The organism is Hanstruepera ponticola, assembly GCF_002940745.1.
In the GTDB taxonomy this organism is placed as follows: domain Bacteria; phylum Bacteroidota; class Bacteroidia; order Flavobacteriales; family Flavobacteriaceae; genus Hanstruepera; species Hanstruepera ponticola.
The window spans coordinates 686,004-709,979 of the sequence record NZ_POTB01000001.1 but is presented as its reverse complement, the minus strand read 5'-3'; the positions used below and the strand labels follow the sequence as shown (position 1 = coordinate 709,979).

Here is a 23,976-nt window from a genome sequence, read left to right as displayed (position 1 = left end):
TACATCCTTTTTTCATAAGTAGAGGTTCTATTTTCAATATTTTGAGTAGCTTATTGTAATAAGCTAGGGCGCTTTTTGTATTCTCTTGGACTACAGCCATATTTCTGTCTGAAAATTTTACAGAAATAACTTCTGCTGGTAAAACCTATAGAGTAAACAACTTCAGAAATGTTTAAATCTGTGTTTGCCAACAAAATTTCGGCCTTTTCAATTCTTGCATTTCGCACAAAATCTGCTACTGTTGTAGCGTGCATACATTTAAAACCTTCTTGCAGTTTTGCAGGAGAGAGTCCAGTATGATCACATAATTTTTTAATTGAGTGGTCATGATCAGGATTGTCAACTATAAATTCGGTAACCTTGCAGATTTTATTTAACTGTGTCTTATTAAGTTTGTTGTCTTGTTTGGAGCCATAGATTTCACCAAATAGCTGATCTAAATGGAGAGCGACAATGAAATAATAGCGACTTTCTAAGCGTATAGAGTCTACAATTTCAAAAGTTTCAGTTTTATTATGAATCACGCGCAGTTGTTCAGCGATTTTCAGACTATATGACGATACATGTATATGATTTTTTAACAATTTAAAAGAGTCAAACAGTTTATCATATTTATTAGTGCTTTCATTATTTCTGGCAATGAAACGCTTAAAATATAATTCTTTGTCCAAGCTAATTATATTCATGATAAAGTGCATATCCTTACTAATAGATATTTCACCTTCGTTTCCTACTTCACATCGCGTTGAGCTCGATTTATATTCTTCAATACGTTTAGATTTATGATGATTTTTAAATTCATAGAAACAGATACCTTGAGTAACATACATAAAATATAGAATGTCCTTCATCTCATTTCCCAACACCAAAGTAAGATGATCTTTAAGTCTGAAATTTAAGTCTATGGAAGTAAAACCTCGTCCGAAATCTATAAACCTAACATAACCTGAACCCTCATTTGTACTCAAATTATATTGATGAATACCATGACTTAATACAGGGATTTCTGCAATAAAATCAGCTAGATAACTTGCTTGAGTGTTGCAGCTCATTGTAATTAATTGATTTTCCATTCTAATTGAGTTAATAAGGTCTTGAATGTTAAAAAACATATTACTGTAAATTTATTGCAACTAATTGAGCTTGGTTAACACTATTGGGTTTATGTGTGTCGTTATTAAGGCAGTTAAGAGATAAAGTAATTTCTAACACTTTTTTTTAACATTTTAAATTCATATGTGTCAAAAAATAATTTTATTCGAATAATTCCAATTATTGATTTTCACGTACTTGCGCTTATAATATATGTTTTACAAATTATCAAATACGGCTTCAAAAGAGCGCATTGAAAGAGAGTTCAATGCAAAGTTTAAATATCCAAATCTGTACGAATCAAACCCATTGATTAACGGATTCAAGGAAGAGAGCATTTATATCATAACAGATGAAATGCCCCATCAAATTGTTCCTGGAATTTGGGGTTTACTTCCGAAAGATTTTGAAGATGATTGGATTATTTTTCAAAATGTTAATAACACCTTGAATTTTGACGAAGACATGTTACAGAACGATAATACATTGAATAATCAATTCTGTAGTAAAAGATGCCTCATTATTATAACAGGTTTCTTTACCTCCTATATAAAGAATGGAACAATATATCCATATTATGTTTATACTAAACTTAATAATCCAATTAGCGTGGCAGGATTGTATAATAAACTAAATGATGGTTTTAAAACTTGTACTATACTAGTTTCTGAAGCGAATAATTTTATAAGGAATATTCACAATATTAATGTAAAAATGCCCTTAATTATACCAAAAGAAGCCAGGGAAAACTGGTTAAAAAATGAATCTAATATGGATATAGAGAGTTTTGCAAAAGCTTCGAACGAAATTGATTTACATGCTCACCCAATTGCAAAAGAGTTTTTTAAAAACGACATTGTATTTGAATCTATGTTGGAACCGGTTAATTATAAAGATTTACCTTAATCAATGATATTTGCCTTAAATTTATTTTTCAATTGAGATCGGTATTCGGTTGGTAAAATACCATAGTATTCAAAAAACCGCTTTGAAAAGTAACTCCTGCTTTTATAACCTATAGCGTAAACAATTTCAGATATATTCAAATCAAAATCCTTTAATAAGTCTCTAGCTAGTTCAAGTTTTAATTTACGCACATATTCATTAACAGATTTGTTATATAGTAATTGAAAACCTAATTGCAACCGTTTCGGGCTTAATCCAGATTCTCGAGATAATACCTCAATGGACAAGGGACTTGAAATATTGTCAATAATGTAATCTGCCAACTTATGAATTTGTTTTAAATCGCTCTTTGAAAGTGAATCTGGTAATACGGTCCTATTTTCGTAATTACGATGCTCTAAAAGTTGCATGGCTAAAATAAGATTCAATTGACCTTCTATAGTCAAGGACTTTATCATTCCTGTCTCCGAGCATGCATTCAAATCTTTAATGTAATCAGCAATTCTAATGTTGTAATTACCTAAATGTTGGAAAGCAACATCCGGATTATCCATTCTAAATATGGATAGTATAGAGTCTTGTAACGAATTAATATTATTATTCGTTTTTTTACGATACTCTTGCTTTATTATTTGAATAAAATTAACTTTAATTAATTCATTAGCAGGAAATAAGAAAGAGTTTTCTGCATTTGTCTTATTCGATAATATAACGTTTTGAAAACGTTCAAGATCTACAAATTTTCCATTTGGACTATATTTTAAATTACCTTCAGATATAAATAGAAACTCAATAGGACTATTTCCTGATATTTCAAAAACCATTTTTACGTCTTCATAAAATAGGACATTGTAATCTAAAAGTGAGATTCCCCAATCAAAACCAATAATTCTTATACTACCCTTACCTATTTTATTGTCAAATTGCAAAGTTTGCTCACCAAACTCATTTTTTATTGTGCCTTTTAGGCCTTTGTTGATCTCATCAATAATCTGCTTTATTCCAACAGACTTAACAAATATTGTTATCATTTTAAAAATAAAAATTAAATTTTTAGAATAATTTCAATTTTGGTTGTTAGTGCTGCAAAGCACGAATAATCAACAGATTTTGTTTAACATTATACGCACGAAGTTTAACACTATTGGGTGCTTTTAGAGTATAATGATACGTGAAGAAATATATGTAAATGTTTCGCTATGAGGCTTTGTTGCGAACTTGCGATAAATATTGGTTTGGAGTTACACCAAATTTTTCTTTAAATACTTTAGAAAAGTAGCTACGAGAATTAATACCTATTTTGTACGTGATTTCTGTTATATTTAAAGCAGAGTTTTCAATTAAATCTTTAGCCTGTTCTAATCTTTGATGTTGTATATATTCATTGACCGATTTCCTAAATAACGTTTTAAATCCGTTTTGAAGCGTATTTTGGTTAAGTCCAACTTTTTTTGCCAGAGAATTAACACTTATTCTGGTTTCGAGTTGACTTTCAATAATATCAACTGCATTTTTAACTTTATTAATGGTTGCATTGCGCAATAACGTGCGTCCATCTGGTCCGTTCTTATTGCTTAAATAATTTTCTAATTGTCTTGTGAGAATTTCATAAGCTTTACCTTCTAAATAGGTTGCTTTCATGAAATCTGTTAAGTCACAATTTTTAAACTCTTCAATTAATTTAGAGATTTCTAGTGTAAAAAAGTTTATATAATCAAACTGATTAATTCCGTTAACGTCTCTAAATAACATTTCAATATTATCGTCCATGTCTTTGACAAATGCTTCTACTTTAGATTCAAATAATTTACGATTAATTATTAGGGTAAATACATTTATTGGATTGCCTTTTTTTAGTATTAGTGAATGTGATTCATTATTTCCGGCACTACTCATCAAGCATTCCAATTGTTTTATTGAATTGGCTTTGTCGCTCGTGCTGAATTTATGACTTACTGATGAATCTAAATTGAATAGAACGTATAAAGCATTTATGGAATATTTTTCAAAATTGATTACCAACTTCTTTTTTAGTAGCACATCGATTTCAAAAACACTAAATCCAAAATCAAATAATACCGATTTAATATGACCAGATCCTACTTCTTCAGGAAGATCAAAACATAATTCATTTCCGTCTTCATTAATAGTTGTATTCAGTTTATCTGCAACAATTTGAATTATATCGTGTGCATTTTTAGCCTCGCAGTGAATTTCCAAAATAGAATATGTTTAAGGAATTAAAAATACTATAATTATTTTTAACGTATTGACTCAATCCATAATTTAAAAATTAAAGAAATTTTGTCTTTCATTTGAGTTAATGAATAATTCTAAAGAGCAAATAAATCTATGTGAATAGTAAGATATTTATATTATAGAAATTTGAGAGTCAATTTTCTATTATTAACCATAAAATATTTTATTATGTTACGTTGGACAATAATTTTTATAGTTCTTGCAATCATTGCAGGTATTTTAGGTTTTGGTGGTATTGCCGCTGGAGCTGCTGGAATAGCCAAAGTGCTTTTCTTTATCTTTTTAGTTCTTTTTATCATTTCGCTTATCAGAGGGAAAAAAGTCTAGATTTTATTAATTAACAAATCACTTAAAACAAACACTTATTATGAAGAAACTAGCATATCTATTTTTATTGCTATTTACATTTTCTATTACTTTAAATAGCTGTAGAGATACTAAAGAAAGTGAAGCCGAAGAAGCTGTAGAAGAAGTTGCGGATGATGTTGAAGATGCAGTGGATTGATAACATAAAGAAACTAGTAGTTAGTTAATTAGTTAGTTGGTAGATGGTATGTTACTGAAACATGCCTCTACCTTTTTTTAAATTGAATATTATGGAACAAGAAAGAAATGAATTAGATTATATAGAAAAATATCAGGCTAGGGGTTACACCAGTAATTTTAGATGTGAAAACAACAGTTTAATTGAACTGAAAACAAAAAAAACTTATAAGCCAGAGCAAGTCATTATAAAACGAGAGCATAGATTTGAGGGCCTAAGTAATCCATCAGATATGTCTATACTTTATGTGATTGAAACAGAAGATGGTATGAAAGGTTTGGTTACTGCTAATTATGGTTCAAATAGTGATACGGAACTCGATGAGTTTTTTAAGAATATTCCTAAAGAAAATGATCAGTCAAATGAAGACATTTAAATTCAGTCTGAAGATCGTGCATCTTGAGAAGACTCTTCACCTTCCAGAATTTTAGCGATTTTTGAAGGCGTTTGAATCAGATGATAATTTTCACCATTTATTAAAACAGGGCAGCAAAGAACTTTAGGATGTTTTTGAAGAACTTTTATCCAATCATCACTTGATAATTTGGTAGAGGTATCGTAATTTGATTTAAAATCAGGATGATCTTTTGCAACTAAATCTGATAAATTCATGTTTAGTTTTTCAGCAATTTCCGCCCACTGTGTACCAGTGACTTTGGTCTCGGAAATATCTATAATCCGAATATCAAAATCTGATGATTTCAAATATGCTAATGATTGTTTCCCTAACGAAGATTCTGAATGTAAAAATAGCGTGTTTTGTCTATTATGAGTTGTTATGTTTCCCATGAGTTTAATTTTAGATAAAATTATTTCTAAAAATCAAATCACTGTAACCTTAATACTTTTAAAATTAACCCAATTGCAATTAAATGAAGGAATTTTTAAAACAAAATAAAAGAGCTATTTATGGCGGACTAATCACTTTTATTTTTGTTGCCTTGAGCGTATTTCTATTAGGAAACATATCAGGTTATGAGGCAAAACAACTGTTAAGCGCGTCACTGCCAGGTATAAACATGCTTTGCAACACTATTGTATTGGCTTCGGCTACCATTTTGGCATTGTTACTTACGCTGTTAGCAATAAGCACAAGTACCAAATCAAAATTAAAAGATGGTCATTATCTCGAGGTATTGAATATTGCGAAAATTGATACTTCACTCTTTATTGTTACGCTCATTTTGTTTCAATTATTTAACATACCCATTACAGAATCTGATAATGTGCCAACGGTATGGTTTACTGCTATTTATTGGGCAACATTATTTTTATCATCCCTATTGAGTGGCGTTATGGTGGTGGTAATTTTAATGCTATATCATACTGTTAAAAATATTATACTCATAGTTGGGCTTAAAAAAGATCATTCTTTGTTGAGTGAGGAACAAGAAAAAGTAAAAGAAAACCACGAGGATTTAGAGGACGAGAATGCTAGTTAGGTCGATAAATACGTTTTTCTTATGGCTTTATAATAACTGTTGATAACTTATAAGTAAGGTTTTTGACAAAAATTCTACTTTTGTCTTATAAATTATAATCAAATTATGTCAGATACAATCGAAAAAGTAAAATGTCTTATCATAGGTTCAGGACCTGCAGGATATACTGCGGCAATATATGCGGCAAGAGCCAATATGAAACCAGTTTTATATCAAGGTTCGCAACCTGGAGGTCAATTAACAACCACTAATGAAGTAGAAAATTTTCCGGGTTATCCAGATGGAATTACAGGACCAGAAATGATGATTGAACTGCAAAAACAAGCCGAAAGGTTTGAAACAGATGTTCGTGATGGTTGGATTACCAAAGTGGACTTTTCAGGAGATGTTCACAAGGTTTGGGTTAATGATACCAAAGAAATACATTGTGATACCGTTATTATTTCAACTGGAGCTTCTGCAAAATATTTAGGTCTAGATTCTGAACAGAAATATCTAAAATTAGGAGGTGGCGTATCAGCTTGTGCTGTATGTGATGGATTCTTTTATAGAAATCAGGAAGTTGTGATTGTTGGAGCAGGAGATTCTGCGTGTGAAGAAGCACATTATTTATCAAAACTTTGTAAGAAAGTAACTATGTTAGTGCGTCGTGATGAGTTTAGAGCTTCTAAAATTATGGCAGCACGTGTAAAAAATACTGAAAACATTGAAATACTTTACAACACAGAAACCGATGAGGTTTTAGGTGACGGTCAAGTAGTAACAGGTGTGCGTGTATTTAATAATCAGACTAATGAGAAGTTTGAAATTCCAGCTACAGGATTTTTTGTAGCCATTGGACATAAACCAAACACCGATATTTTTAAGGATTATCTGGAACTAGATCAAACAGGTTACATTATTAACAAACCAGGAACATCCAAAACCAACGTTGAAGGTGTTTTTGTTTCTGGTGATGCTGCTGACCATGTGTATAGACAAGCTGTAACTGCAGCAGGAACTGGATGTATGGCTGCTTTAGATGCTGAAAGATGGTTAGCAGCTAAAGATTCAACTTTTGAAGTAAGTACATCTACATATAATTAAATCAAGACAACATAAACTGAAAAAACCGAAGTAAGCCACTTCGGTTTTTGTTTTTCAAGCGAGATTATGAATAAAAAATCGGCTATAATAATTGGGAGCTCTAGGTCAATGGGAAATACAAGAGTAATTGTTGATTATTATATGAATATTAATAAAGATACAACCTTATTTGATTTAAATAATTATCAAATTGGTTACTATGATTATGATTTTAAAAATGCTACTGATGATTTCATGGATTTATATATAAACCTCTTAGAGTACGATACCTTAATCTTTGCGACACCAATTTATTGGTACACTATGAGTGCTCAAATGAAAACGTTTTTTGATCGTATTTCTGATATGCTTCATGGTGAAAACAAACCATTAGGTCGTCTATTAAGAGGTAAAAATATGGCTGCAATAAGCTGTGGTTCAGATTCCAAAATATTTGAAGGTTTTGATATGCCTTTTAGAGAAAGTGCTAACTATTTAGGTATGTATTATGAAGGTCATATTCATACTTGGTTAGAGGCTAATGGTAGTATTTCAAATCAAGTTAAAAATATTATTAAGACTTTTTAAGAATAATAAAAAGCCGAAACAATTTATTAGCTTCGGCTTTTCTTCTTTTGGTTGGTTTTAAAAAAGTGTGATTATTTTTTTCGAATTTCTCCAGAAACACCTTCAGTTTTTTCTAATTTTTCAGGATTCCCAAAGTATATAACATCGCCACCACTATTGGCACTCGCTATAAGTTCTTTAGAAGTGTTAACACTAACGCTGGCACCACTTGTTGCTTTAACATTGGATGTATGAGCTTGTAAATCGGCTGCATCTATATCACTTCCGCTATTGGCTTCAGCGTCTAAATTAGTCACCTTTCCAGTTAGCTCCAAATCGCTACCACTAGTAGCTAAACAAACCAATGAGTTCACGTTAAGGTCTAAATTCATATCACTACCACTATTTGTTTCTAATTTTAAATTTTCAGTGGTTATGGTTTTGGTAGAATAAACATCACTGCCACTTGTTGCCACAATTTTATGAGCATTTTTAAAATTTACTAATACTTTTTTGGAACTTGCAGTTCCAATATTCTCTTCTGCGGTAATTTTAAGAACATTATTATCAATATGCGTTGTGATAATGTCATGCAAATTCCCATCGGCTTCTATAATTACCTTATCAGTATCAGCAGGAGTCAGATAAACATCTAGTCCACGGCTAACATGAATTTCGTTAAAACTACCTTCAACGGGTCGTTCTTTGGTTATCACATTACCATCTCCTTTTATTCCTGAATTCCAGTTGGTACTGAACTCACAGGAAAATAAGAGTAAGGCCAAGATTGTAGAAACAATTAATTTAGTTAAAGTTGTCATGATTAGTTGATTTTTTGATTGATTGATTGATTGATTGATTGATTGATATGTTTTTTAATTGTCTTCTGATGTTATTTCAATACCGTTTTCGTCGATATTCACTTTTACTTCTTCACCATTTGCTTTTAAGCCATCGTCATTGATTTCAAGACTTGAATCGGTAGTTTTAATTTCTATTCCTTTATCATTAATTTTAACGCTAGCGCCATCATTATCAACATCTACCTTTAATTGAAAATTTTCATCTGGACAATCTGAACAGATAACATCATCATCTATAACTTTAAGATAGTGTTCTTCCATACCATTATCCAGAATATCATTATAATAGCTTGAATTTCTATGGAAACTATAGGTGTTATCATCAGCATAAAGTGTAGAGCCTTCTGGTAAGTACAAAATAATTTCAACTTCTTGATCACTAAACTTATTTTCTATTTTAGTAGTTAAATAACCATCAAGCAATAATTCATTTCCTTTTAATTCGTAATTATAGTTTATGTTGTTGGCGCGCTTTTTTGCTATTTGATAGTCGCTACCTTCAGCATTTTTTTCAATACTTATTGATGCTAAAGAATCTTTAGTTGAACGTACTATCAAACGAACATCTGATGAGTAAATAATTTTTTCATCATTTTCATCGCGTAATAGCCTGTAGGAACTTCCATGTCTGTAAACACCTTTTCTGTATTCATCATTTCCAACCATTCTAACCTTTAAGGTGTCGTTGGCACTGATGTTTAAAACCTCTTTTTTAGTAACACTAGCATCAAAGGCATGTTCACTTGCTTGTCTAAGTCCAATAACAGTTAAACTAATTATTGATACTAACCAAACGCCAAGCAATACGAATTTAGCTATGTTTCCAATGGATTTAAGGTTGTTTATCAGGATTTTTAAACCTAAATAAAACACAAAGAAAAATGGAATGCCTACAACAAATAATGTTAGCATAGACACCAACCAAACTGGTGTATTGGCTGCATTTGCTGCATCAACAAAATCAAAACCTGGAACGTTAATGAAGTCAGATGCACCAAAAGTAAACAACCCAATTATTAAACCAATTAAGGCCGAAGCACCTGTAATAATTAGAATAACTCCAATAAACTTGGCTAGTACTTTAAAGAAGAACATAAAGATGTCTCCAATGGCATCAAAAAAGGATTGAGACCCTGACTTTATCTTATTTCCTTGTCTCTTTAAATCGACGTTTTTAGCAGCATCAGAGACTGATTCTGAAACATTTTTTGCTGCTCCAGTTACAGAATCAGTAACATTTTTTGCGACATCCGATACACTATCAAATCCGTCCTTGATTTTTTTTTCAATGTTTGAAATATTCACTGGCTCACCACGCATCATTAATTTGTCTGCTGTGGTAACTGCTTCAGGTAATAAAATCCATAACAGTATGTACAGTAGGACACCAGTTCCTGCTCCAAAAATCAATAAAATCCAAGCCAATCGAATCCAAAGGGCATCAATACCAAAGTAATGACCCAATCCAGCTGATACACCACCAATATAAGAGTTTTCAGTATCTCTGAATAATTTTTTGGAAGGCCCTGATGGTCTTTGATATGATCGTTTTGGTTCGTCTTCAAAGATTTCATCATCAACAATGTAGTCTTCGGGTTGTCCCATAATGGTAATAACTTCATCTACCTCTTTGTTACCTATGACTTGTTTATCGTGTTTAATACGTTCGCTAAATAATTCGGCGATTCTAGCTTCAATGTCTGAAATAATTTCTGAACGACCTTGAGAGTCTGTAAATGAACGTCTTATAGCCTCAAGATAGCGTTGTAGTTTGGCGTATGCATCTTCATCTATATGAAAGAATATACCTGCTAAATTTATGTTGACTGTTTTATTCATTTTGATTTTTGTTTTTGACTGGTTACTATATTAACTGCATTTTGTAATTCACTCCAAGTTGTATTCAACTCCTTTAAAAACAACTTGCCTGTTTCGGTAAGACCATAGTATTTTCTAGGCGGTCCAGATGTGGATTCTTCCCAACGATAGTTGAGTAGTCCGGCGTTTTTAAGCCTAGTAAGCAATGGGTATATGGTGCCCTCAACTACAAGCAACTTGGCGTCTTTTAGGGTGTCTAGTATTTCTGCTACATAAGCATCTTCATCCTTCAAGACTGAAAGAATGCAATACTCCAGAACACCTTTACGCATCTGTGCTTTTGTGTTTTCTATCTTCATATTCTAAAGCGTTTTAAATTTTTTAAACTGTTCATTTTTTGATTGATTTGATGAAGCTGAAATTTATTCAGCATTTATTTTAAAAAGTTGATGGTTAAAGGGTAATTAAATAACTCACCTTCTTTAGCTGCTAAACCAGCTCTAACTATAAATACCATTTCTAATAAAAAAGCAATGACTGCCAGAAATCCTAATCCACCTCCAATATATAATAGAGGAGAAGGCTGGTCAATGTTTATATGGATACTATCAAAAGCGTGGATGTCAATAAAATCTAATCCATTAAAGATGTTAAATAGAAAAAAAGGAACGGTTATCATACCAATTACTAGCGCATAAAGCAAAATACTAATTTGGAAATTGATTATTTGCTTTCCATGTGCATCTATAAATTCAGATTTATCCTTATTGGCTATCCATAATATGATTGGTCCAAGAAAATTTCCAAAGGGTATTATAAACCTTGAAAAGCTAGATAGATGAATAAAAGTGGCTATATTTTTTTGGTGATTATCGATCATTTTTAAAATCATATAATAGTTTCTTATGCAAATATATATCTAAAAGAAGGTATTATGCAATACAAAGTACTAAAATTTAACAAAAAATTAACAAATTGAATTGTCGATTATTTTCAATAATTTTAGAAAATAAAATATCACTAAATGAAGCTAACACCTAGAAAAATAAACCTATTTAACCTATTTAAATTACCTGCTGCTTACTTTACAGGCGTACGCGTTACAGAGATTGATGATGTATCTTGTACTGTTTCAGTCAAACACCGTTGGATAAATCAAAATCCATTTAATTCTATGTTTTGGGCAGTTCAAGGTATTGCTGCCGAGTTAACAACTGGCGCTTTGGTGTTAGGGAAAATTAAAACCAGCGGCAAAAATATATCCATGTTGGTTTTAAATAATAATGCCACATTTACTAAAAAGGCCACAGGACGAATTAATTTTATTTGTAAGGATGGTTATAAAATTGACGAAGCTATCAATAAAACTATTGAAACAGGTGAGGGGCAAACCATTTGGATGCAGTCTGTAGGGATAAACTCCGAAGGAATTGAAGTATCTACATTTAATTTTGAATGGACCTTAAAGCTGAAAAAATAAGTGAAATTGTAACAAACTCGTAATTTAAACAACACATAGTAGTATCAATCAATTAAAATAAATTACAATGAATGCACACGAAATAGACTATATCATTTACGGCGAGGAAATGCAATATGTAGAAATAGAACTAGATCCACAAGAAGGTGTAGTTGCCGAAGCTGGAAGTTTTATGATGATGGATGATGGTATCAAAATGGAAACCATTTTTGGTGATGGCTCTACCAAGAACAAAGGATTTTTAGGTTCTATATTAGGAGCCGGAAAGCGCATATTGACAGGTGAAAGTTTGTTTATGACCGCTTTTTATAATGATTTATCAGGTAAGCGGAAAGTGAGTTTTGCGTCACCTTATCCTGGTAAGATTGTTCCTATTGACTTGACCAATTACAGAGGAAAATTTATTTGTCAAAAAGATGCTTTTTTATGTGCGGCAAAAGGCGTAAGTGTTGGCATAGAATTTAGCAAACGGCTAGGACGTGGACTATTTGGAGGTGAAGGTTTTATCATGCAGAAACTGGAAGGCGATGGTATGGCATTTGTACATGCAGGAGGAACCTTGGCAAGACGCGAATTGCAAGCGGGTGAAACCTTGCGTGTAGATACTGGCTGTATAGTGGGCTTTACTCAAGATGTAGATTATGATATTGAATTTGTAGGCGGAATAAAAAACACCATATTTGGAGGTGAAGGTTTATTCTTTGCTAAATTACAAGGACCAGGAATAGTTTACATTCAATCACTACCATTTAGTCGTTTGGCAGGACGTGTGTTAGCATCTGCACCTAGAGGAGGAGGAAAAGACAAAGGCGAAGGCAGTATTTTAGGTGGCTTGGGTGATTTATTGGATGGCGATAATAGGTTTTAATCCAAATACTTGTAGGAAAATATTGAAAAAAGGTTGTGTTTTTGACGCAACCTTTTGTAGTTTTAGGCATCTACTTATTAAATAACGACCACATTATTAAATAACGACCACAAACAATCAACCATGAAACAATTTTTAGCACTAACAGCTTTATTAATTTCAATCTCAATTAATGCTCAAATAGTAAATATTCCAGATGCTAATTTTAAAGCAGCTTTAATAGCAGTCGGTGTAGATACGAATAACGATGGGGAAATTCAAGTTAGTGAAGCTGAAGAAGTGACCACCTTAAATATTGGAGGTTTTGGAATTACCAATTTAGCAGGTATTGAGAACTTTATAAACTTATTAATTTTATCTTGTTATAACAATGAAATTCAAAATTTAGATTTATCAGAGAATGAATTCTTGGAAAGGTTAAGTATTGATAATAATCAGCTTACTTCTATTGATTTAAGTCCATTAGTAAATTTACAATATTTATATTGTTCGAATAATCAATTAACTGAAATTGATTTAAGTAATAATCTTTTTTTGAGAAGTTTACAAGTTGATACAAATGATTTAACTGAATTAGATGTTAGCGGTAACTTTAATCTTAATTATTTACAATGCAACAGTAACCTCATGCTTACATATTTGAATATTAAAAATGGTGTAGGGTCAGATTTAGGGATTGAGTTAACTGAATTGCCAAGTTTAGAGTTTATATGTGTTGATGAAGAGCGAGTCTCATTTTTAACAAGTCTTTTTGATTACGCAGTAGTTAGCTCATATTGTTCATTTACACCAGGAGGAGAGTTTTTTACGGTTTCTGGTAATAGCATATTAGATTTAGATACAGATGGTTGTGATGTTAATGATAATAGTTATCCACAATTAAAATTTCATATTACAGATGGAAATATTGAAGGTCACGCTTTTTCAGATAATACTGGTGATTTTAATATTTATGTCCAAAACGGAACCCATATTATTACGCCTGTTATAGAAATCCCTGATTATTTTACTGTGTCTCCCTCAAGTTTAAAAGTTTCTTTTCCCGAAGATGGCGAAACAGTTACTCAAGGCTTTTGTATAACACCAAATGGCTCTTATAATGATTTAGAAATAGTATTAGCTCCATATAGTGATGCTGTTCCAGGTTTTGATTCGCAATATGGCTTGATTTTTAAAAATAAAGGGAATACTGTTCTGTCAGGTTCGATTAGTCTAAATTACGATGATGATTTTATGGATTTTGTGTCTTCAAATACATCTACTAGTTCTCAAAGTACAGGTTTATTAAATTGGGATTTTACTGATTTAGCGCCTTTTGAAACACGTACCATTCAACTAACAATGAATTTAAATACACCAACTGATTCTGAATTTCCTTTAAATTCGGATGATGTATTAACTTTTGAAGCCGAAATAGTGTCTGGAACAGCAGATGAAACACCAGATGATAATATATTTCAATTAAACCAAATAGTTGTTAATTCATTTGACCCAAATGATAAAACGTGTTTAGAAGGGAATACACTAGATGTTGAAAAAGTAGGTGACTATTTGCATTACATGATTTGTTTTGAGAATATGGGTACAGCCAATGCAACCAATATTGTGGTCAAGGATGAACTAGATACAGATAGATTTGATGTTTCTAGTTTAATACCACTTAATGCAAGTCACGATTTTGTGACCAAAGTGAGCAATGGTAATTTGATTGAATTTATTTTTGAAAATATTAATCTCCCCTTTGATGATGATAATAACGATGGCTTTATAGTATATAAAGTTAAAACGCTTCCTGATTTAGAAATTTGGGATGTAATTGAAAATGATGCTGAAATTTTCTTTGATTTTAATTTTCCAATTGTAACCAATAATGAGCAAACTACAGTAGTTGAAGAAGGTTTGAGTATTTCGGAATTTGAGGTCAATACTGTTGTGAAAATATTCCCTAACCCAACTTCAGATATTTTAAATATTAATGCTAAACGCCAAATTCGATCTTTAAAGTTATTTGACATAACAGGTCAAGAAGTCGGCTTTATTAAAAGCACTGTTAATAATCAAACAACTACTTTAAATATTAATAAGTTATCAACAGGTATTTATTTCTTGGAAGTACAGACTGATTCTGTTAAATCCATTCATAAGGTTATAAAAAAATAAGTTTGTTCTGTTAAAATTTTCTATATGGTGAATTTTGAATGTAATTTTTTTGTACATTTAATCGGAATAATAAAACCGTTCGCCTATAACTAAAACTACTTTTTTAACCAAAAAACCTTAAGATTAATGGCAAGAGCAATGTTTGAGTACACCAAAACAGTACTTAATAAAGTAAGTTTTGATGCTACGTTGTTTTGCAAAGAAGTACAAAAAGCACTTCAACGATTATTACCGTATGAAATTGAAGAGTTAAAGATTTTTATTCAATCTTTAGTACAGCAAAACCCCGAATTAAATCAATGTCTAATTTATTTAAAATCATAAAAATTAAAAAGCGACCAATTGGTCGCTTTTTTAATAAATTAAACGTGCTATTTTTTGGCCTTACACACTATGGTATCTGCTTCTGGTAGGGTAGTAATATATTGTAACTTGTTATCTTTAAATGAGAATACTTTTTTCTCCTCATAATTGCTTACGTGTAAAAGCCCTTTTGCATTATAAGTGAGCCCTACAGGAACATCCAATGGGTATCCTTTATAGAGTTTGGTGATTTTTCCATGCTCTGAAAGTTTATTAATACTGTTGTCCGTAACGTTTGTAAAAATCATAGCATCTGAATCAAAAGATTTAATAATATGAAGAGGATAACCATCTGTGACTTTAAAAGTATTTAAAACTACGCCATCTTCATCATACTTAACGATTTGTGATTTGCTATGTTCTACAACATAAATATGTCCTTTACTATCAAACGCTAAACCATTAGTTTTCTTTAAATCTCCAAATAAGTCATCAGTTGATTTAGTTTTTATATAAGGTACATTTGCGAGAAAATAGGAGCTATAGAGCATGGTACTGTAATTCAGGTTTTGATCTTTCAAAGATTTGTTTACATGAACAGGAGGATATTGAATTTGCAGATAAACAATTAAACAAAAAACAAAAATGATAGATGAGTAAAGATATTTCATAGCAATTTGTTTTGGTGATTGTACAATCAAGGTATTCAAAATGGTACCAAAACACTATTGATAATGAGTAAACGGGTCACTTCAATGAGTGAAATGACTTAAAAAAGGTATGCGATTTCATTTTATTTTGAAATGGGGCTAATAATTTGCACATTTTGAAATGTAATGGCTCCACGTATAATACCCGAAATAACGGTTTGCATAGCCTCAATAATCTGCATTTTTAACTCACTCTTATGATAAATTAAGCTGACCTCTCGAGCTGGTGCTGGTTCATTAAAATAATGTAAATTTTGTTTGCCTTTTTCACTTAAATCTAACGTATGTAAATATGGCAATAATGTCATGCCCAAGCCTTCATCAGAAAGCTTTATTAAGGTTTCAATACTACCGCTTTCCAATTGAAACTGATCATCATTGTGATCCTTAAATGCTTTACACAAGTTAATGACACCATCTCTAAAACAATGCCCATCTTCTAATAAGAGCATGTCATCAATTTCTAAATCCGAAACATCTATTTTCCCAGCATTATAGAGTCTGTGGTGATTAGGAATGTAGCCCACAAAAGGCTCAAAATACAAGACACGCTCCTTTATGTTTTCATGTTCCAGTGGTGTTGACGCTATGGCAGCATCCAAATGACCTTCATTAATACGTGAAATTATCTCCTCGGTTGTAAGCTCCTCAATTTTTAATTTGATTTTTGGGTGCTTTTTTATAAATGTTTTTAAAAACATAGGTAATAAAGTAGGCATTACTGTGGGAATGATTCCTAATTTAAATTCTCCACCAATAAATCCTTTTTGCTGATCTACAATATCTTGAATGCGATATGACTCATTAACAATGTTTTTTGCTTGATTAACTATTTTACGACCAACATCAGTCAATTCAATAGGTTTTTTACTTCTGTCAAATATTTGCACATCCAATTCGTCTTCTAATTTTTGAATTTGCATGCTTAATGTTGGTTGCGTTACAAAGCATTTTTCAGCTGCTTTAGTGAAGTTTTGATTTTCGGCAACTGCCAAAACATAATATAATTGAGTGATTGTCATGTATATCAATTTAGGCTATAAAAATATAAAAACTATCAATAAAATTTATGGAAATAGCTGTTAATTATAAATTAAATTTGTGGTGATAATAAAAAATATAAAAAAATGTCATTAAATAGTATAGGATTAGACGAGAATAAAACTAAACAAATAGCTGATGATTTAAATCAATTATTAGCAAACTTTCAGATATATTATCAAAATTTAAGAGGTATTCATTGGAATATTAAAGGGAAACGTTTTTTTGACCTACATGTGAAATTTGAAGAATTATATACTGATGCCAACTTAAAAGTTGATGAAATAGCCGAGCGGATTTTAACATTGGGTGTCACGCCTTTACATACATTTGAAGATTATTCAAAAGCGGCTAAAGTGCCTGTGGGACAAAATGTTTCACAAGACGAAAAGGCTGTTCAATTAATTGTAGAATCTCTAACCGAATTATTAAAAATAGAGCGTCACATTTTAGACAAATCTGATGATGCTAATGATGAAGGTACTAATTCTATGATGAGTGATTTTATAACAGAGCAGGAAAAAACAGTTTGGATGATGAAAGCTTGGTTGGGAGAAACCGTTTAAGTTTCTTTAATTGGTTAATAGTTTAAAGTGGTTAGGTTTTACAGGTATCAAATCTAACCACTTTTATTTTTGAATAATGTCAGTTTGACTCCATTTATCATAGATACTGGACTTACCGTTTGACCATATGATACTTATGCAATACAAGAATACTGCAGCTTGTGGCGTGATCAAGCAAAACCATACCCAAAAAGGTGTTTCAATATTGTTATTGGAGTAATAGAATATCCAATGAACACCTAAATGGGCTATTTCCCATGGTAGGAATTTAAACAAGTTACGTTTAAGTATTGAACCGGTGCAACTAACTTGTATTTTAGTTATTCGTTTTCCAATGGTTGCCCTGTGACTGCCTTTTTCAGATAAGTAGAAGTAAATAAAAACAGGTAATGTTAAGGTGAAAAATCCAATTAGCTGTGCGATAATTGGATTTGATGTTCTCAACATATTCTCAATAGGACGGAAAGTAGTTACCAGTAAAAATAGAATTCCAGCATAGCTTATTATGATACAGTAATCTATAAATCCTGCTAAAGAGCGTTTCTGAATGAGTTTCATGTTCAGAAACGTATGACTATTTCTTTACTTTCAGTTAATTCAAACTTGGCGTCGGTAAATGTAGGAGGTCCATATAGCATTGGGTTATTAGACATGCCATATGATTCTTTTGGCATGCCATTGGCTTCCAAATCCATTCGTTGATTATCGTTTTCATCATGCAATACCATAATGGCGTAATCACCTGGTGTTACATTTTCAAATGTTATAATTACCTTTCCATCTTTAACTTTTTCTTTTGCGTTTTGAACACCTTGTCCTTTCATAAAGGTATCTACAGTGTGCAAGCCAATGAGAACATGACCATTGTCGTTTAAAGGGTTGTCAACCTTTACTGTTATTGTAAATGTTTCTGATTTGTCTTGTGAATAGCCAAAAATTGCCGTTAAGGTTAGTGCAATAAATAGTGCAAGCGTTTTCATATTAATTGGTTTTTTATAATTACAATGTAAAAGTCAGACTATTTTAAAGAAGTATATAATCTGTTTTACCGAATTGTAGTATCTGTATGATGAACTGTAATTATGCTAACCGCTAACCACTAACCACTAAATAAGCCCTCTAGCTTTAATTTCTAGATATTTATTTATCGTATTTATGGTTAAGTCTTCAGGAGCTGTTAGAATACTTTGAATACCATGTTTATGAAGTTCTGTGATAATCAGCTTTTTTTCATAAACAAATTTTTCTGCAATGGTCTTTTCAAAAATATCATAGGTACTTGAGGATGGTTTTTGAACAAGTTTATCCAATTCTGTATTTTCAAAAAAGATAACCACTAAGACATGATTTTTAGCAATAGCTTGCAAATAGGGTAGTTGCCTATGCAGTGCATCTAAAGTTTCAAAATTTGTATAAAGTAATATGAGGCTTCTTTGGGTAAGACTACGTTTAATGTCAATGTACAGCCTAGAAAAATCAGATTCTGAAAAATCAGTGTTTAGGTTGTATAATGTTTCCAGTATTTGATTCATTTGCGAAGGTCTTCGTTCTGCAACTACCTTATTTTCTACTTTTCTTGAAAACGAAAACATGCCTGCTTTATCCTGTTTTTTTAAGGCGACATTACTAATGACTAACGTGGCATTTATAGCATAATCCAATAAACTTAAGCCGTTAAAGGGCATTTTCATAGCACGACCTTTATCAATTACAGAGTAAATAGGTTGTGAGCGTTCATCTTGATATTGATTGACCATCAACTGGTTGCGTTTAGCCGTTGCTTTCCAATTGATATTACGTATGTCGTCACCTGGCACATAATCTTTTATTTGTTCAAATTCCATAGTATGGCCAATACGACGGATTTTTTTCAATCCGAACTCAAAAATCTTATTGGAAAAAGCGATGAGCATATACTTTTTGAGCTGTAAAAATGATGGATAATTAGGAATCATAGATTCATTTCCAAACTGAAAGCGCCTAGTTATAATACCTATAGGAGAAGTAGTGTAAATGTTCAAATGGCCAAATTGGTATTCGCCACGTTTTAAAGGTCTTAATGTATAAGTGATTTTTTTATCAGCTCTTTTTTTAATTATGGTTTGAATTTGAAAGTCACGTTTTTGATATTGAAAAGGTAGCTCATCAATAAGATTGAGCGAAACAGTAAAATTGTAATTATTATGTATTTTGATTTCTATAGGATTCTCATCGCCATTGCTCAATTTTTCAGGTAAAATTCGACTAGCTTTTATTCCTTTTTGCTTAAAAAGTAAAATGCTATCAATAATTACGATAGCCAGAAAAACATAGAATAACATGTTTGTAATGACCAATAACCCTGGAAATTGATAAGACAGAATATACAGGAATATCAAGACCATTAAGCTTAAAAAAAAGCGAAACTCTAAATAAATATTTTTAAAAATACGCTTCAATTATCTAGGTATTTCAATAGTTTCTAGGATTTGATCAATAACTTTTTCAACGGTGAAAGCCTCCATTTCACGTTCAGGTGTTAACACCAATCTATGTTTTAAAACGGCTTTTGTACAACGTTTTATATCATCTGGTGTTACGAAATCCCTTCCGTTAATAGCGGCATTTGCTTTTGCTGCATTCAGAATAGCTATGGAAGCTCTAGGTGAGGCTCCCAAATACAAATTGGCATTAGCACGTGTGTTATTTACTATAGATGCAATGTAGTGTAGTAAATCATCTTCAACTAAAATTTGCTTAATCAAACTTTGATACTTTGTGATATCGGCAGCGTTAAGTACAGCATTTATAGTGCTATAGTCTAACTTGTCTTCACGTTTATGATTATCAACCAGAATCTGAACTTCATCTTCTAGTGATGGGTAATCCACATCAATCTTGAATAAAAAACGGTCTAGTTGAGCTTCAGGTAACCTATAAGTACCTTCTTGCTCAATTGGGTTTTGGGTAGCAAACACTAAAAAAGGAGCTTCCATGATAAACTTATTGTTATCAATAGTTATTTGACGTTCAGCCATAACTTCAAAAAGAGCAGCTTGGGTTTTAGCTGGTGCTCTATTTATTTCATCAATAAGGATAATATTAGAAAATATAGGCCCCTTTTTATATTCAAAATCATTGGTTTTTACATTAAAAATGGATGTTCCCAATATGTCGCTTGGCATTAAATCAGGTGTAAATTGAATACGACTAAAGTCAACATTTAATGTTTTGGCAAGTAGTTTGGCAGTGACAGTTTTGGCAACACCAGGAACACCTTCTATTAACGTATGTCCATTTGATAAGATTGAAATGATAAGCAATTCAATCATGTCGTTTTGGCCAACGATTATTTTACCAATTTCTTTTTTTATTTTTTCAACATGGTCTTGCAATGGTTTTAGATCAATTCTATTTTCAAAATTGACATGTTCTGACGTTGCTTGATTATCGGGTGTTTCGGATTGATTGTCTTCCATTTGATTTTACGTTTTTAAGAATTCTTCTATTTTATTGTTAAGTTCAATGAGTTCCTTTTCTGTATGGTAGCTTTTGGATTTTAAATAAGTTATAAAGTCTATTAGTGCTTTAGTGTCCTGTATAGTATTTGATGATTTAACTGCTAATTTCTGAATAAAACGTTCACTAAACTCATTGGTATCTAAATAATAACTACTGCGAACATGCTCAAGAAAGTAAGTAATTTTTTTATGTATGATGTTGGAGTAATCACCATGTTGAAAATATAAGTCACCAATGGTTTGTGTATAATCTATCGTAGCATTTTTTAATGGCTCAATAACTGGAATAATACGCTGTGTACGTTTTCCTTTAAAAATCACAAATAATATAAGAGCTAATAGGCTTGTATAAAATGCCCATTTCAAGGCTTCATTTGATAGTATAAACCGTAAGGGACTTGAGACTATCTTACGACCGCTTTTGTAGTAGTTGTCCCAAATTATTGGTTGTTTGGGTAAATATGATAGTACAGAAGCTACATAATTTTCCTTACCATCCAACATGTGGTAATTAGTAAATGCAAAAGGATTGCTGTGAATATAAAATGAGCCACCGTTAGTGCCAAAAGCTACTTTTATAAAGTTAACTTCTGAGACTTCTTTGTCTTCATCCCAATAGTAACCCAAAACAGTCGTACTGCTTGTGTCAATAGATGTGATGTAATTATTTTCAATTACATCTGTAAAGAACGTGTTGTTTTTTTCTAAAATAGGATTAGTAAAGGTGCTATGGGAAGGACTTTTTAAAAAGCCTTCATAATTCCTATCAAACTCTAAATGGAGTGTGTCTGCTATTTTTCCATAAAAATAATTGGTACTAATAAATACTGTATTGCCTTTGTCCACAAAATCTAATAATGATTCTGAACCTTCATCTTCAATACTGATATAATTATTTATTAATAAAATAGTGCTCTTGGTTGAATCAGGAATTTCTTTGAGTTTTTCGTAAAGACTTTTGGAAGATGTTTCAACCTTATTGTAGCTACTATTTTTTAGTTCGTTAAAAATGACATAGCAACCTAAAGGAATTTTATCAGCAGCCGAGTATGAGTCACGCCAATTGAGTGCCTTGGGTTTTGATATTTCAGCTGCCATTAATAACAGAATTATAAAGCCAATACTATACAAAGCGAATTTAGAACGTTTATCCATTAAGCACTTTGTTTAGTTTATTAAAATCTTCTTGATTCTTATTGAATGCTGATTGATCAATGCTAAATTCGCCATACCAAACATAGTCATATATATAGGAAATACGCTTAAAATATCCTTTAATAGTATCATCCTGTATTTCGTTCAGATAGTCAGAATTGGTTTTGTCATAATGCCATTCAATGACATTTTTGCTAGTTAATTTTTTGAGTGATGCTAAATATAAATAACGCGTTGCCAGACGATAGTTGGAATCTTTCAAAGCCTTTTTAATCAAAGCATCAAAATTGACTTCGGTAATGTTTTCTTCTACATATTTAAAGTTCTCTATAGATTGTTCTTCTGTTTTAAAAACAGTGCTCAATGGTGCTTGTAAAAAGAATTTTAAAAGCAGATAAATGGAGCCAAGAGCCAATAAACCGTACACAATATATTCCATGGTTTGATAGTCAATAAAATCAATGTCAATTCCAAATAAATCACCTAGCCATCTAAAGAACTTTCTGAAAATATCTTGAATAAGATTAACACCTCCAGAATCATTAATGTTATAATTGAAATCATCTCCGTTGTAACGGTCTTTTATTCCGTCTTTAAAATACTCTACGGTTACAGTAGAAGAGTCTTTTTTTATCTTTTCTTGGCCGAAAAAAAAGTGAAATGGGATGATATATAACCAAACTGAAAAATAAGTTGTGTATGTAATTCGTTTATTCATTAACACCAATTTCTTCAATACGTTCTCTTAAAAATAAATTATATTTTTCTTCATGCAGATTAAAATATAACACGCCATAAGCCAGTTGTGACAGAGCTTGAGAAAAAATAAATGTTAAAATAAAAATGGCAAAACCCATTGTGAACATGACCGTTGCAAACATGCTCGTAGATAAGTCGATACCGCTTTCTGCTGAAAAATAAGTGTAAATAGCTAAAATAAAGCCTGGAATAGCAGCAATCAAACCAGCAATCATTAAATTTAGAATACCAATGATCAATCCGTAAAATACTACACGCATAAAATTACCTGTTGTATAATTCATGCCTTCGGTGAGAGCTTGCCCCACACTTTTTCTGCTTGAAAACATGACCATAAATGATAATCCAAAAAATGCTGAAACTGTAAAATTTAAAGCATATTGTGCAATCATACCCAAGAATGGTATAATGGCCAAAACAAATGTGGCTATGAGGTAAATGATATAAATTACAATACCAATCAGGATTAATAAAATTAAGTCGCCTAATTTATTAACGATAGCCTGCCAAACACTTTTGGCTTCAACATGACCTTTGTTTTTTACATATTCACTTATATAGGCACTTGAAAGGCTATTGTTAAGAAAAGCTGTTGCCGCATAAATAATTAGGAGTACAATGGCACCTAAACCAACATACATGTTATTATCAATATTGCTTCCCATGCCAAACCGAAAATCACGACTTGCCAAACCCATAAAGCCTGTTACTAAAAGATAGGTTCCAATTATGGTTAAAATGATACTAATGGCATTATAGCGTAGATACAAATTACTGTAATGTTTGAAGTTGTACTTTAAGAATAAAAAATACGTATTGATTATGTCTCCAAAAGTATTTCTTGTACGTAGTTCAATATAGGGTTTCTCACTCATGAG

The 23,976-nt window shown here is 31.6% G+C and carries 29 protein-coding genes; 12 read left to right on the top strand and 17 right to left on the bottom strand.

Translation table 11 applies throughout. The annotated features are described in order from the left end of the window. Positions 1-50: 50 nt before the first annotated feature. On the bottom strand, positions 51-1,073 hold the full coding sequence (locus tag C1S72_RS03115; RefSeq protein ID WP_162919910.1) for a helix-turn-helix domain-containing protein: 1,023 nt from the start codon (positions 1,071-1,073) through the stop codon (positions 51-53). A 232-nt stretch (positions 1,074-1,305) separates the two neighbouring features. Here C1S72_RS03115 and C1S72_RS03110 point away from each other — a divergent pair, with 232 nt between their 5' ends. Continuing rightward, complete coding sequence (locus C1S72_RS03110; protein ID WP_104734208.1) at positions 1,306-1,998, top strand: SOS response-associated peptidase family protein; 693 nt, start codon at positions 1,306-1,308, stop codon at positions 1,996-1,998. Here C1S72_RS03110 and C1S72_RS03105 read toward each other — a convergent pair. Together C1S72_RS03105 and C1S72_RS03100 are read right to left on the bottom strand one after the other, a co-directional pair. Then, positions 1,995-3,029, bottom strand: a complete 1,035-nt coding sequence (locus tag C1S72_RS03105; RefSeq protein WP_104734207.1) for a helix-turn-helix domain-containing protein — start codon at positions 3,027-3,029, stop codon at positions 1,995-1,997. The two genes, C1S72_RS03110 and C1S72_RS03105, sit on opposite strands and share 4 nt — an antisense overlap. Before the next feature lie 166 nt (positions 3,030-3,195). Then, on the bottom strand, positions 3,196-4,218 hold the full coding sequence (locus tag C1S72_RS03100; RefSeq protein WP_104734206.1) for a helix-turn-helix domain-containing protein: 1,023 nt from the start codon (positions 4,216-4,218) through the stop codon (positions 3,196-3,198). A gap of 207 nt (positions 4,219-4,425) precedes the next feature. On the opposite strand from C1S72_RS03100, the gene C1S72_RS03095 reads away from it, so the two are divergent. The 3 genes from C1S72_RS03095 (at position 4,426) to C1S72_RS03090 (ending at position 5,177) form a co-directional block, all read left to right on the top strand. Continuing rightward, the gene (locus C1S72_RS03095) at positions 4,426-4,584 is read left to right on the top strand and encodes a DUF1328 domain-containing protein (RefSeq protein ID WP_104734205.1); all 159 of its coding nucleotides are present in this window, start codon (positions 4,426-4,428) and stop codon (positions 4,582-4,584) included. A gap of 40 nt (positions 4,585-4,624) precedes the next feature. Beyond that, complete coding sequence (locus C1S72_RS14390; protein WP_162919909.1) at positions 4,625-4,762, top strand: hypothetical protein; 138 nt, start codon at positions 4,625-4,627, stop codon at positions 4,760-4,762. A gap of 61 nt (positions 4,763-4,823) precedes the next feature. After that, positions 4,824-5,177: a hypothetical protein gene (locus tag C1S72_RS03090; protein ID WP_230401566.1), complete on the top strand. Its 354-nt coding sequence runs from the start codon at positions 4,824-4,826 to the stop codon at positions 5,175-5,177. Positions 5,178-5,179: 2 nt separating this feature from the next. Here the strand turns inward: C1S72_RS03090 and C1S72_RS03085 are convergent, their stop codons facing one another. Further along, positions 5,180-5,590 carry an arsenate reductase family protein gene (locus C1S72_RS03085; RefSeq protein ID WP_104734204.1) on the bottom strand — a complete coding sequence of 137 codons (411 nt, stop codon included), beginning with the start codon at positions 5,588-5,590 and terminating at the stop codon, positions 5,180-5,182. 83 nt (positions 5,591-5,673) lie between these two features. On the opposite strand from C1S72_RS03085, the gene C1S72_RS03080 reads away from it, so the two are divergent. The 3 genes from C1S72_RS03080 (at position 5,674) to C1S72_RS03070 (ending at position 7,896) form a co-directional block, all read left to right on the top strand. Beyond that, positions 5,674-6,243: a hypothetical protein gene (locus tag C1S72_RS03080; protein WP_104734203.1), complete on the top strand. Its 570-nt coding sequence runs from the start codon at positions 5,674-5,676 to the stop codon at positions 6,241-6,243. Between the two features lie 105 nt (positions 6,244-6,348). Continuing rightward, the gene (gene trxB, locus C1S72_RS03075) at positions 6,349-7,329 is read left to right on the top strand and encodes a thioredoxin-disulfide reductase (protein WP_104734202.1); all 981 of its coding nucleotides are present in this window, start codon (positions 6,349-6,351) and stop codon (positions 7,327-7,329) included. A gap of 66 nt (positions 7,330-7,395) precedes the next feature. After that, on the top strand, positions 7,396-7,896 hold the full coding sequence (locus tag C1S72_RS03070) for a flavodoxin family protein (protein ID WP_104734201.1): 501 nt from the start codon (positions 7,396-7,398) through the stop codon (positions 7,894-7,896). A gap of 71 nt (positions 7,897-7,967) precedes the next feature. Here the strand turns inward: C1S72_RS03070 and C1S72_RS03065 are convergent, their stop codons facing one another. The 4 genes from C1S72_RS03065 to C1S72_RS03050 form a co-directional block, all read right to left on the bottom strand. Beyond that, the gene (locus C1S72_RS03065) at positions 7,968-8,696 is read right to left on the bottom strand and encodes a head GIN domain-containing protein (protein WP_104734200.1); all 729 of its coding nucleotides are present in this window, start codon (positions 8,694-8,696) and stop codon (positions 7,968-7,970) included. Positions 8,697-8,750: 54 nt separating this feature from the next. Then, the gene (locus C1S72_RS03060; RefSeq protein WP_104734199.1) at positions 8,751-10,577 is read right to left on the bottom strand and encodes a PspC domain-containing protein; all 1,827 of its coding nucleotides are present in this window, start codon (positions 10,575-10,577) and stop codon (positions 8,751-8,753) included. Next, a complete protein-coding gene (locus tag C1S72_RS03055; protein WP_104734198.1) occupies positions 10,574-10,915 on the bottom strand; it encodes a PadR family transcriptional regulator in 342 nt (113 codons plus the stop codon). Before C1S72_RS03055 ends, C1S72_RS03060 begins: the two co-directional genes overlap by 4 nt. A gap of 74 nt (positions 10,916-10,989) precedes the next feature. Continuing rightward, positions 10,990-11,436, bottom strand: a complete 447-nt coding sequence (locus C1S72_RS03050; protein WP_104735764.1) for a DUF4870 domain-containing protein — start codon at positions 11,434-11,436, stop codon at positions 10,990-10,992. A 144-nt stretch (positions 11,437-11,580) separates the two neighbouring features. Here C1S72_RS03050 and C1S72_RS03045 point away from each other — a divergent pair, with 144 nt between their 5' ends. The 4 genes from C1S72_RS03045 (at position 11,581) to C1S72_RS03030 (ending at position 15,388) form a co-directional block, all read left to right on the top strand. Beyond that, complete coding sequence (locus C1S72_RS03045) at positions 11,581-12,036, top strand: DUF4442 domain-containing protein (RefSeq protein WP_104734197.1); 456 nt, start codon at positions 11,581-11,583, stop codon at positions 12,034-12,036. Positions 12,037-12,103: 67 nt separating this feature from the next. Continuing rightward, positions 12,104-12,904, top strand: coding sequence for a TIGR00266 family protein (locus C1S72_RS03040; protein WP_104734196.1), 801 nt, complete (start codon positions 12,104-12,106; stop codon positions 12,902-12,904). 123 nt (positions 12,905-13,027) lie between these two features. Beyond that, on the top strand, positions 13,028-15,064 hold the full coding sequence (locus C1S72_RS03035) for a T9SS type A sorting domain-containing protein (RefSeq protein WP_104734195.1): 2,037 nt from the start codon (positions 13,028-13,030) through the stop codon (positions 15,062-15,064). A gap of 126 nt (positions 15,065-15,190) precedes the next feature. Further along, positions 15,191-15,388, top strand: coding sequence for a hypothetical protein (locus C1S72_RS03030; protein ID WP_104734194.1), 198 nt, complete (start codon positions 15,191-15,193; stop codon positions 15,386-15,388). 47 nt (positions 15,389-15,435) lie between these two features. Here C1S72_RS03030 and C1S72_RS03025 read toward each other — a convergent pair whose 3' ends face one another. Beyond that, on the bottom strand, positions 15,436-16,038 hold the full coding sequence (locus C1S72_RS03025) for an NHL repeat-containing protein (protein WP_162919908.1): 603 nt from the start codon (positions 16,036-16,038) through the stop codon (positions 15,436-15,438). 122 nt (positions 16,039-16,160) lie between these two features. Further along, entirely contained in the window at positions 16,161-17,099 is a 939-nt protein-coding gene (locus tag C1S72_RS03020; RefSeq protein ID WP_104734192.1) for a hydrogen peroxide-inducible genes activator, read from the bottom strand. 105 nt (positions 17,100-17,204) lie between these two features. Here C1S72_RS03020 and C1S72_RS03015 point away from each other — a divergent pair, with 105 nt between their 5' ends. Next, the gene (locus C1S72_RS03015) at positions 17,205-17,684 is read left to right on the top strand and encodes a Dps family protein (RefSeq protein ID WP_104734191.1); all 480 of its coding nucleotides are present in this window, start codon (positions 17,205-17,207) and stop codon (positions 17,682-17,684) included. A gap of 63 nt (positions 17,685-17,747) precedes the next feature. Here the strand turns inward: C1S72_RS03015 and C1S72_RS03010 are convergent, their stop codons facing one another. The 7 genes from C1S72_RS03010 to C1S72_RS02980 form a co-directional block, all read right to left on the bottom strand. Continuing rightward, positions 17,748-18,242, bottom strand: a complete 495-nt coding sequence (locus C1S72_RS03010; protein ID WP_104734190.1) for an RDD family protein — start codon at positions 18,240-18,242, stop codon at positions 17,748-17,750. Between the two features lie 2 nt (positions 18,243-18,244). Beyond that, entirely contained in the window at positions 18,245-18,664 is a 420-nt protein-coding gene (locus C1S72_RS03005) for a DUF2141 domain-containing protein (protein WP_104734189.1), read from the bottom strand. A 126-nt stretch (positions 18,665-18,790) separates the two neighbouring features. Next, positions 18,791-20,068 (bottom strand): DUF58 domain-containing protein, encoded by a 1,278-nt coding sequence (locus tag C1S72_RS03000; protein WP_162919975.1) that lies wholly within the window; start codon positions 20,066-20,068, stop codon positions 18,791-18,793. Positions 20,069-20,122: 54 nt separating this feature from the next. Continuing rightward, positions 20,123-21,142, bottom strand: coding sequence for an AAA family ATPase (locus C1S72_RS02995; protein WP_104734187.1), 1,020 nt, complete (start codon positions 21,140-21,142; stop codon positions 20,123-20,125). 6 nt (positions 21,143-21,148) lie between these two features. After that, on the bottom strand, positions 21,149-22,339 hold the full coding sequence (locus C1S72_RS02990) for a DUF4350 domain-containing protein (RefSeq protein WP_104734186.1): 1,191 nt from the start codon (positions 22,337-22,339) through the stop codon (positions 21,149-21,151). Then, on the bottom strand, positions 22,332-23,057 hold the full coding sequence (locus C1S72_RS02985; protein ID WP_104734185.1) for a hypothetical protein: 726 nt from the start codon (positions 23,055-23,057) through the stop codon (positions 22,332-22,334). Before C1S72_RS02985 ends, C1S72_RS02990 begins: the two co-directional genes overlap by 8 nt. Continuing rightward, the gene (locus C1S72_RS02980) at positions 23,050-23,973 is read right to left on the bottom strand and encodes a hypothetical protein (protein ID WP_104734184.1); all 924 of its coding nucleotides are present in this window, start codon (positions 23,971-23,973) and stop codon (positions 23,050-23,052) included. The genes C1S72_RS02985 and C1S72_RS02980 overlap by 8 nt, the downstream gene beginning before the upstream one ends. Between the last annotated feature and the right edge of the window lie 3 nt (positions 23,974-23,976).

What these genes read in the sequence shown, in the direction of transcription:
- C1S72_RS03115 (WP_162919910.1), bottom strand. Translation starts at nt 1,073, where the DNA reads ATGGAAAATCAATTAATTACAATGAGCTGCAACACTCAAGCAAGTTAT.
- C1S72_RS03110 (WP_104734208.1), top strand. Translation starts at nt 1,306, where the DNA reads ATGTTTTACAAATTATCAAATACGGCTTCAAAAGAGCGCATTGAAAGA.
- C1S72_RS03105 (WP_104734207.1), bottom strand. Translation starts at nt 3,029, where the DNA reads ATGATAACAATATTTGTTAAGTCTGTTGGAATAAAGCAGATTATTGAT.
- C1S72_RS03095 (WP_104734205.1), top strand. Translation starts at nt 4,426, where the DNA reads ATGTTACGTTGGACAATAATTTTTATAGTTCTTGCAATCATTGCAGGT.
- C1S72_RS14390 (WP_162919909.1), top strand. Translation starts at nt 4,625, where the DNA reads ATGAAGAAACTAGCATATCTATTTTTATTGCTATTTACATTTTCTATT.
- C1S72_RS03090 (WP_230401566.1), top strand. Translation starts at nt 4,824, where the DNA reads ATGCCTCTACCTTTTTTTAAATTGAATATTATGGAACAAGAAAGAAAT.
- C1S72_RS03085 (WP_104734204.1), bottom strand. Translation starts at nt 5,590, where the DNA reads ATGGGAAACATAACAACTCATAATAGACAAAACACGCTATTTTTACAT.
- C1S72_RS03080 (WP_104734203.1), top strand. Translation starts at nt 5,674, where the DNA reads ATGAAGGAATTTTTAAAACAAAATAAAAGAGCTATTTATGGCGGACTA.
- trxB (WP_104734202.1), top strand. Translation starts at nt 6,349, where the DNA reads ATGTCAGATACAATCGAAAAAGTAAAATGTCTTATCATAGGTTCAGGA.
- C1S72_RS03070 (WP_104734201.1), top strand. Translation starts at nt 7,396, where the DNA reads ATGAATAAAAAATCGGCTATAATAATTGGGAGCTCTAGGTCAATGGGA.
- C1S72_RS03065 (WP_104734200.1), bottom strand. Translation starts at nt 8,696, where the DNA reads ATGACAACTTTAACTAAATTAATTGTTTCTACAATCTTGGCCTTACTC.
- C1S72_RS03060 (WP_104734199.1), bottom strand. Translation starts at nt 10,577, where the DNA reads ATGAATAAAACAGTCAACATAAATTTAGCAGGTATATTCTTTCATATA.
- C1S72_RS03055 (WP_104734198.1), bottom strand. Translation starts at nt 10,915, where the DNA reads ATGAAGATAGAAAACACAAAAGCACAGATGCGTAAAGGTGTTCTGGAG.
- C1S72_RS03050 (WP_104735764.1), bottom strand. Translation starts at nt 11,436, where the DNA reads ATGATCGATAATCACCAAAAAAATATAGCCACTTTTATTCATCTATCT.
- C1S72_RS03045 (WP_104734197.1), top strand. Translation starts at nt 11,581, where the DNA reads ATGAAGCTAACACCTAGAAAAATAAACCTATTTAACCTATTTAAATTA.
- C1S72_RS03040 (WP_104734196.1), top strand. Translation starts at nt 12,104, where the DNA reads ATGAATGCACACGAAATAGACTATATCATTTACGGCGAGGAAATGCAA.
- C1S72_RS03035 (WP_104734195.1), top strand. Translation starts at nt 13,028, where the DNA reads ATGAAACAATTTTTAGCACTAACAGCTTTATTAATTTCAATCTCAATT.
- C1S72_RS03030 (WP_104734194.1), top strand. Translation starts at nt 15,191, where the DNA reads ATGGCAAGAGCAATGTTTGAGTACACCAAAACAGTACTTAATAAAGTA.
- C1S72_RS03025 (WP_162919908.1), bottom strand. Translation starts at nt 16,038, where the DNA reads ATGAAATATCTTTACTCATCTATCATTTTTGTTTTTTGTTTAATTGTT.
- C1S72_RS03020 (WP_104734192.1), bottom strand. Translation starts at nt 17,099, where the DNA reads ATGACAATCACTCAATTATATTATGTTTTGGCAGTTGCCGAAAATCAA.
- C1S72_RS03015 (WP_104734191.1), top strand. Translation starts at nt 17,205, where the DNA reads ATGTCATTAAATAGTATAGGATTAGACGAGAATAAAACTAAACAAATA.
- C1S72_RS03010 (WP_104734190.1), bottom strand. Translation starts at nt 18,242, where the DNA reads ATGAAACTCATTCAGAAACGCTCTTTAGCAGGATTTATAGATTACTGT.
- C1S72_RS03005 (WP_104734189.1), bottom strand. Translation starts at nt 18,664, where the DNA reads ATGAAAACGCTTGCACTATTTATTGCACTAACCTTAACGGCAATTTTT.
- C1S72_RS03000 (WP_162919975.1), bottom strand. Translation starts at nt 20,068, where the DNA reads ATGGTCTTGATATTCCTGTATATTCTGTCTTATCAATTTCCAGGGTTA.
- C1S72_RS02995 (WP_104734187.1), bottom strand. Translation starts at nt 21,142, where the DNA reads ATGGAAGACAATCAATCCGAAACACCCGATAATCAAGCAACGTCAGAA.
- C1S72_RS02990 (WP_104734186.1), bottom strand. Translation starts at nt 22,339, where the DNA reads ATGGATAAACGTTCTAAATTCGCTTTGTATAGTATTGGCTTTATAATT.
- C1S72_RS02985 (WP_104734185.1), bottom strand. Translation starts at nt 23,057, where the DNA reads ATGAATAAACGAATTACATACACAACTTATTTTTCAGTTTGGTTATAT.
- C1S72_RS02980 (WP_104734184.1), bottom strand. Translation starts at nt 23,973, where the DNA reads ATGAGTGAGAAACCCTATATTGAACTACGTACAAGAAATACTTTTGGA.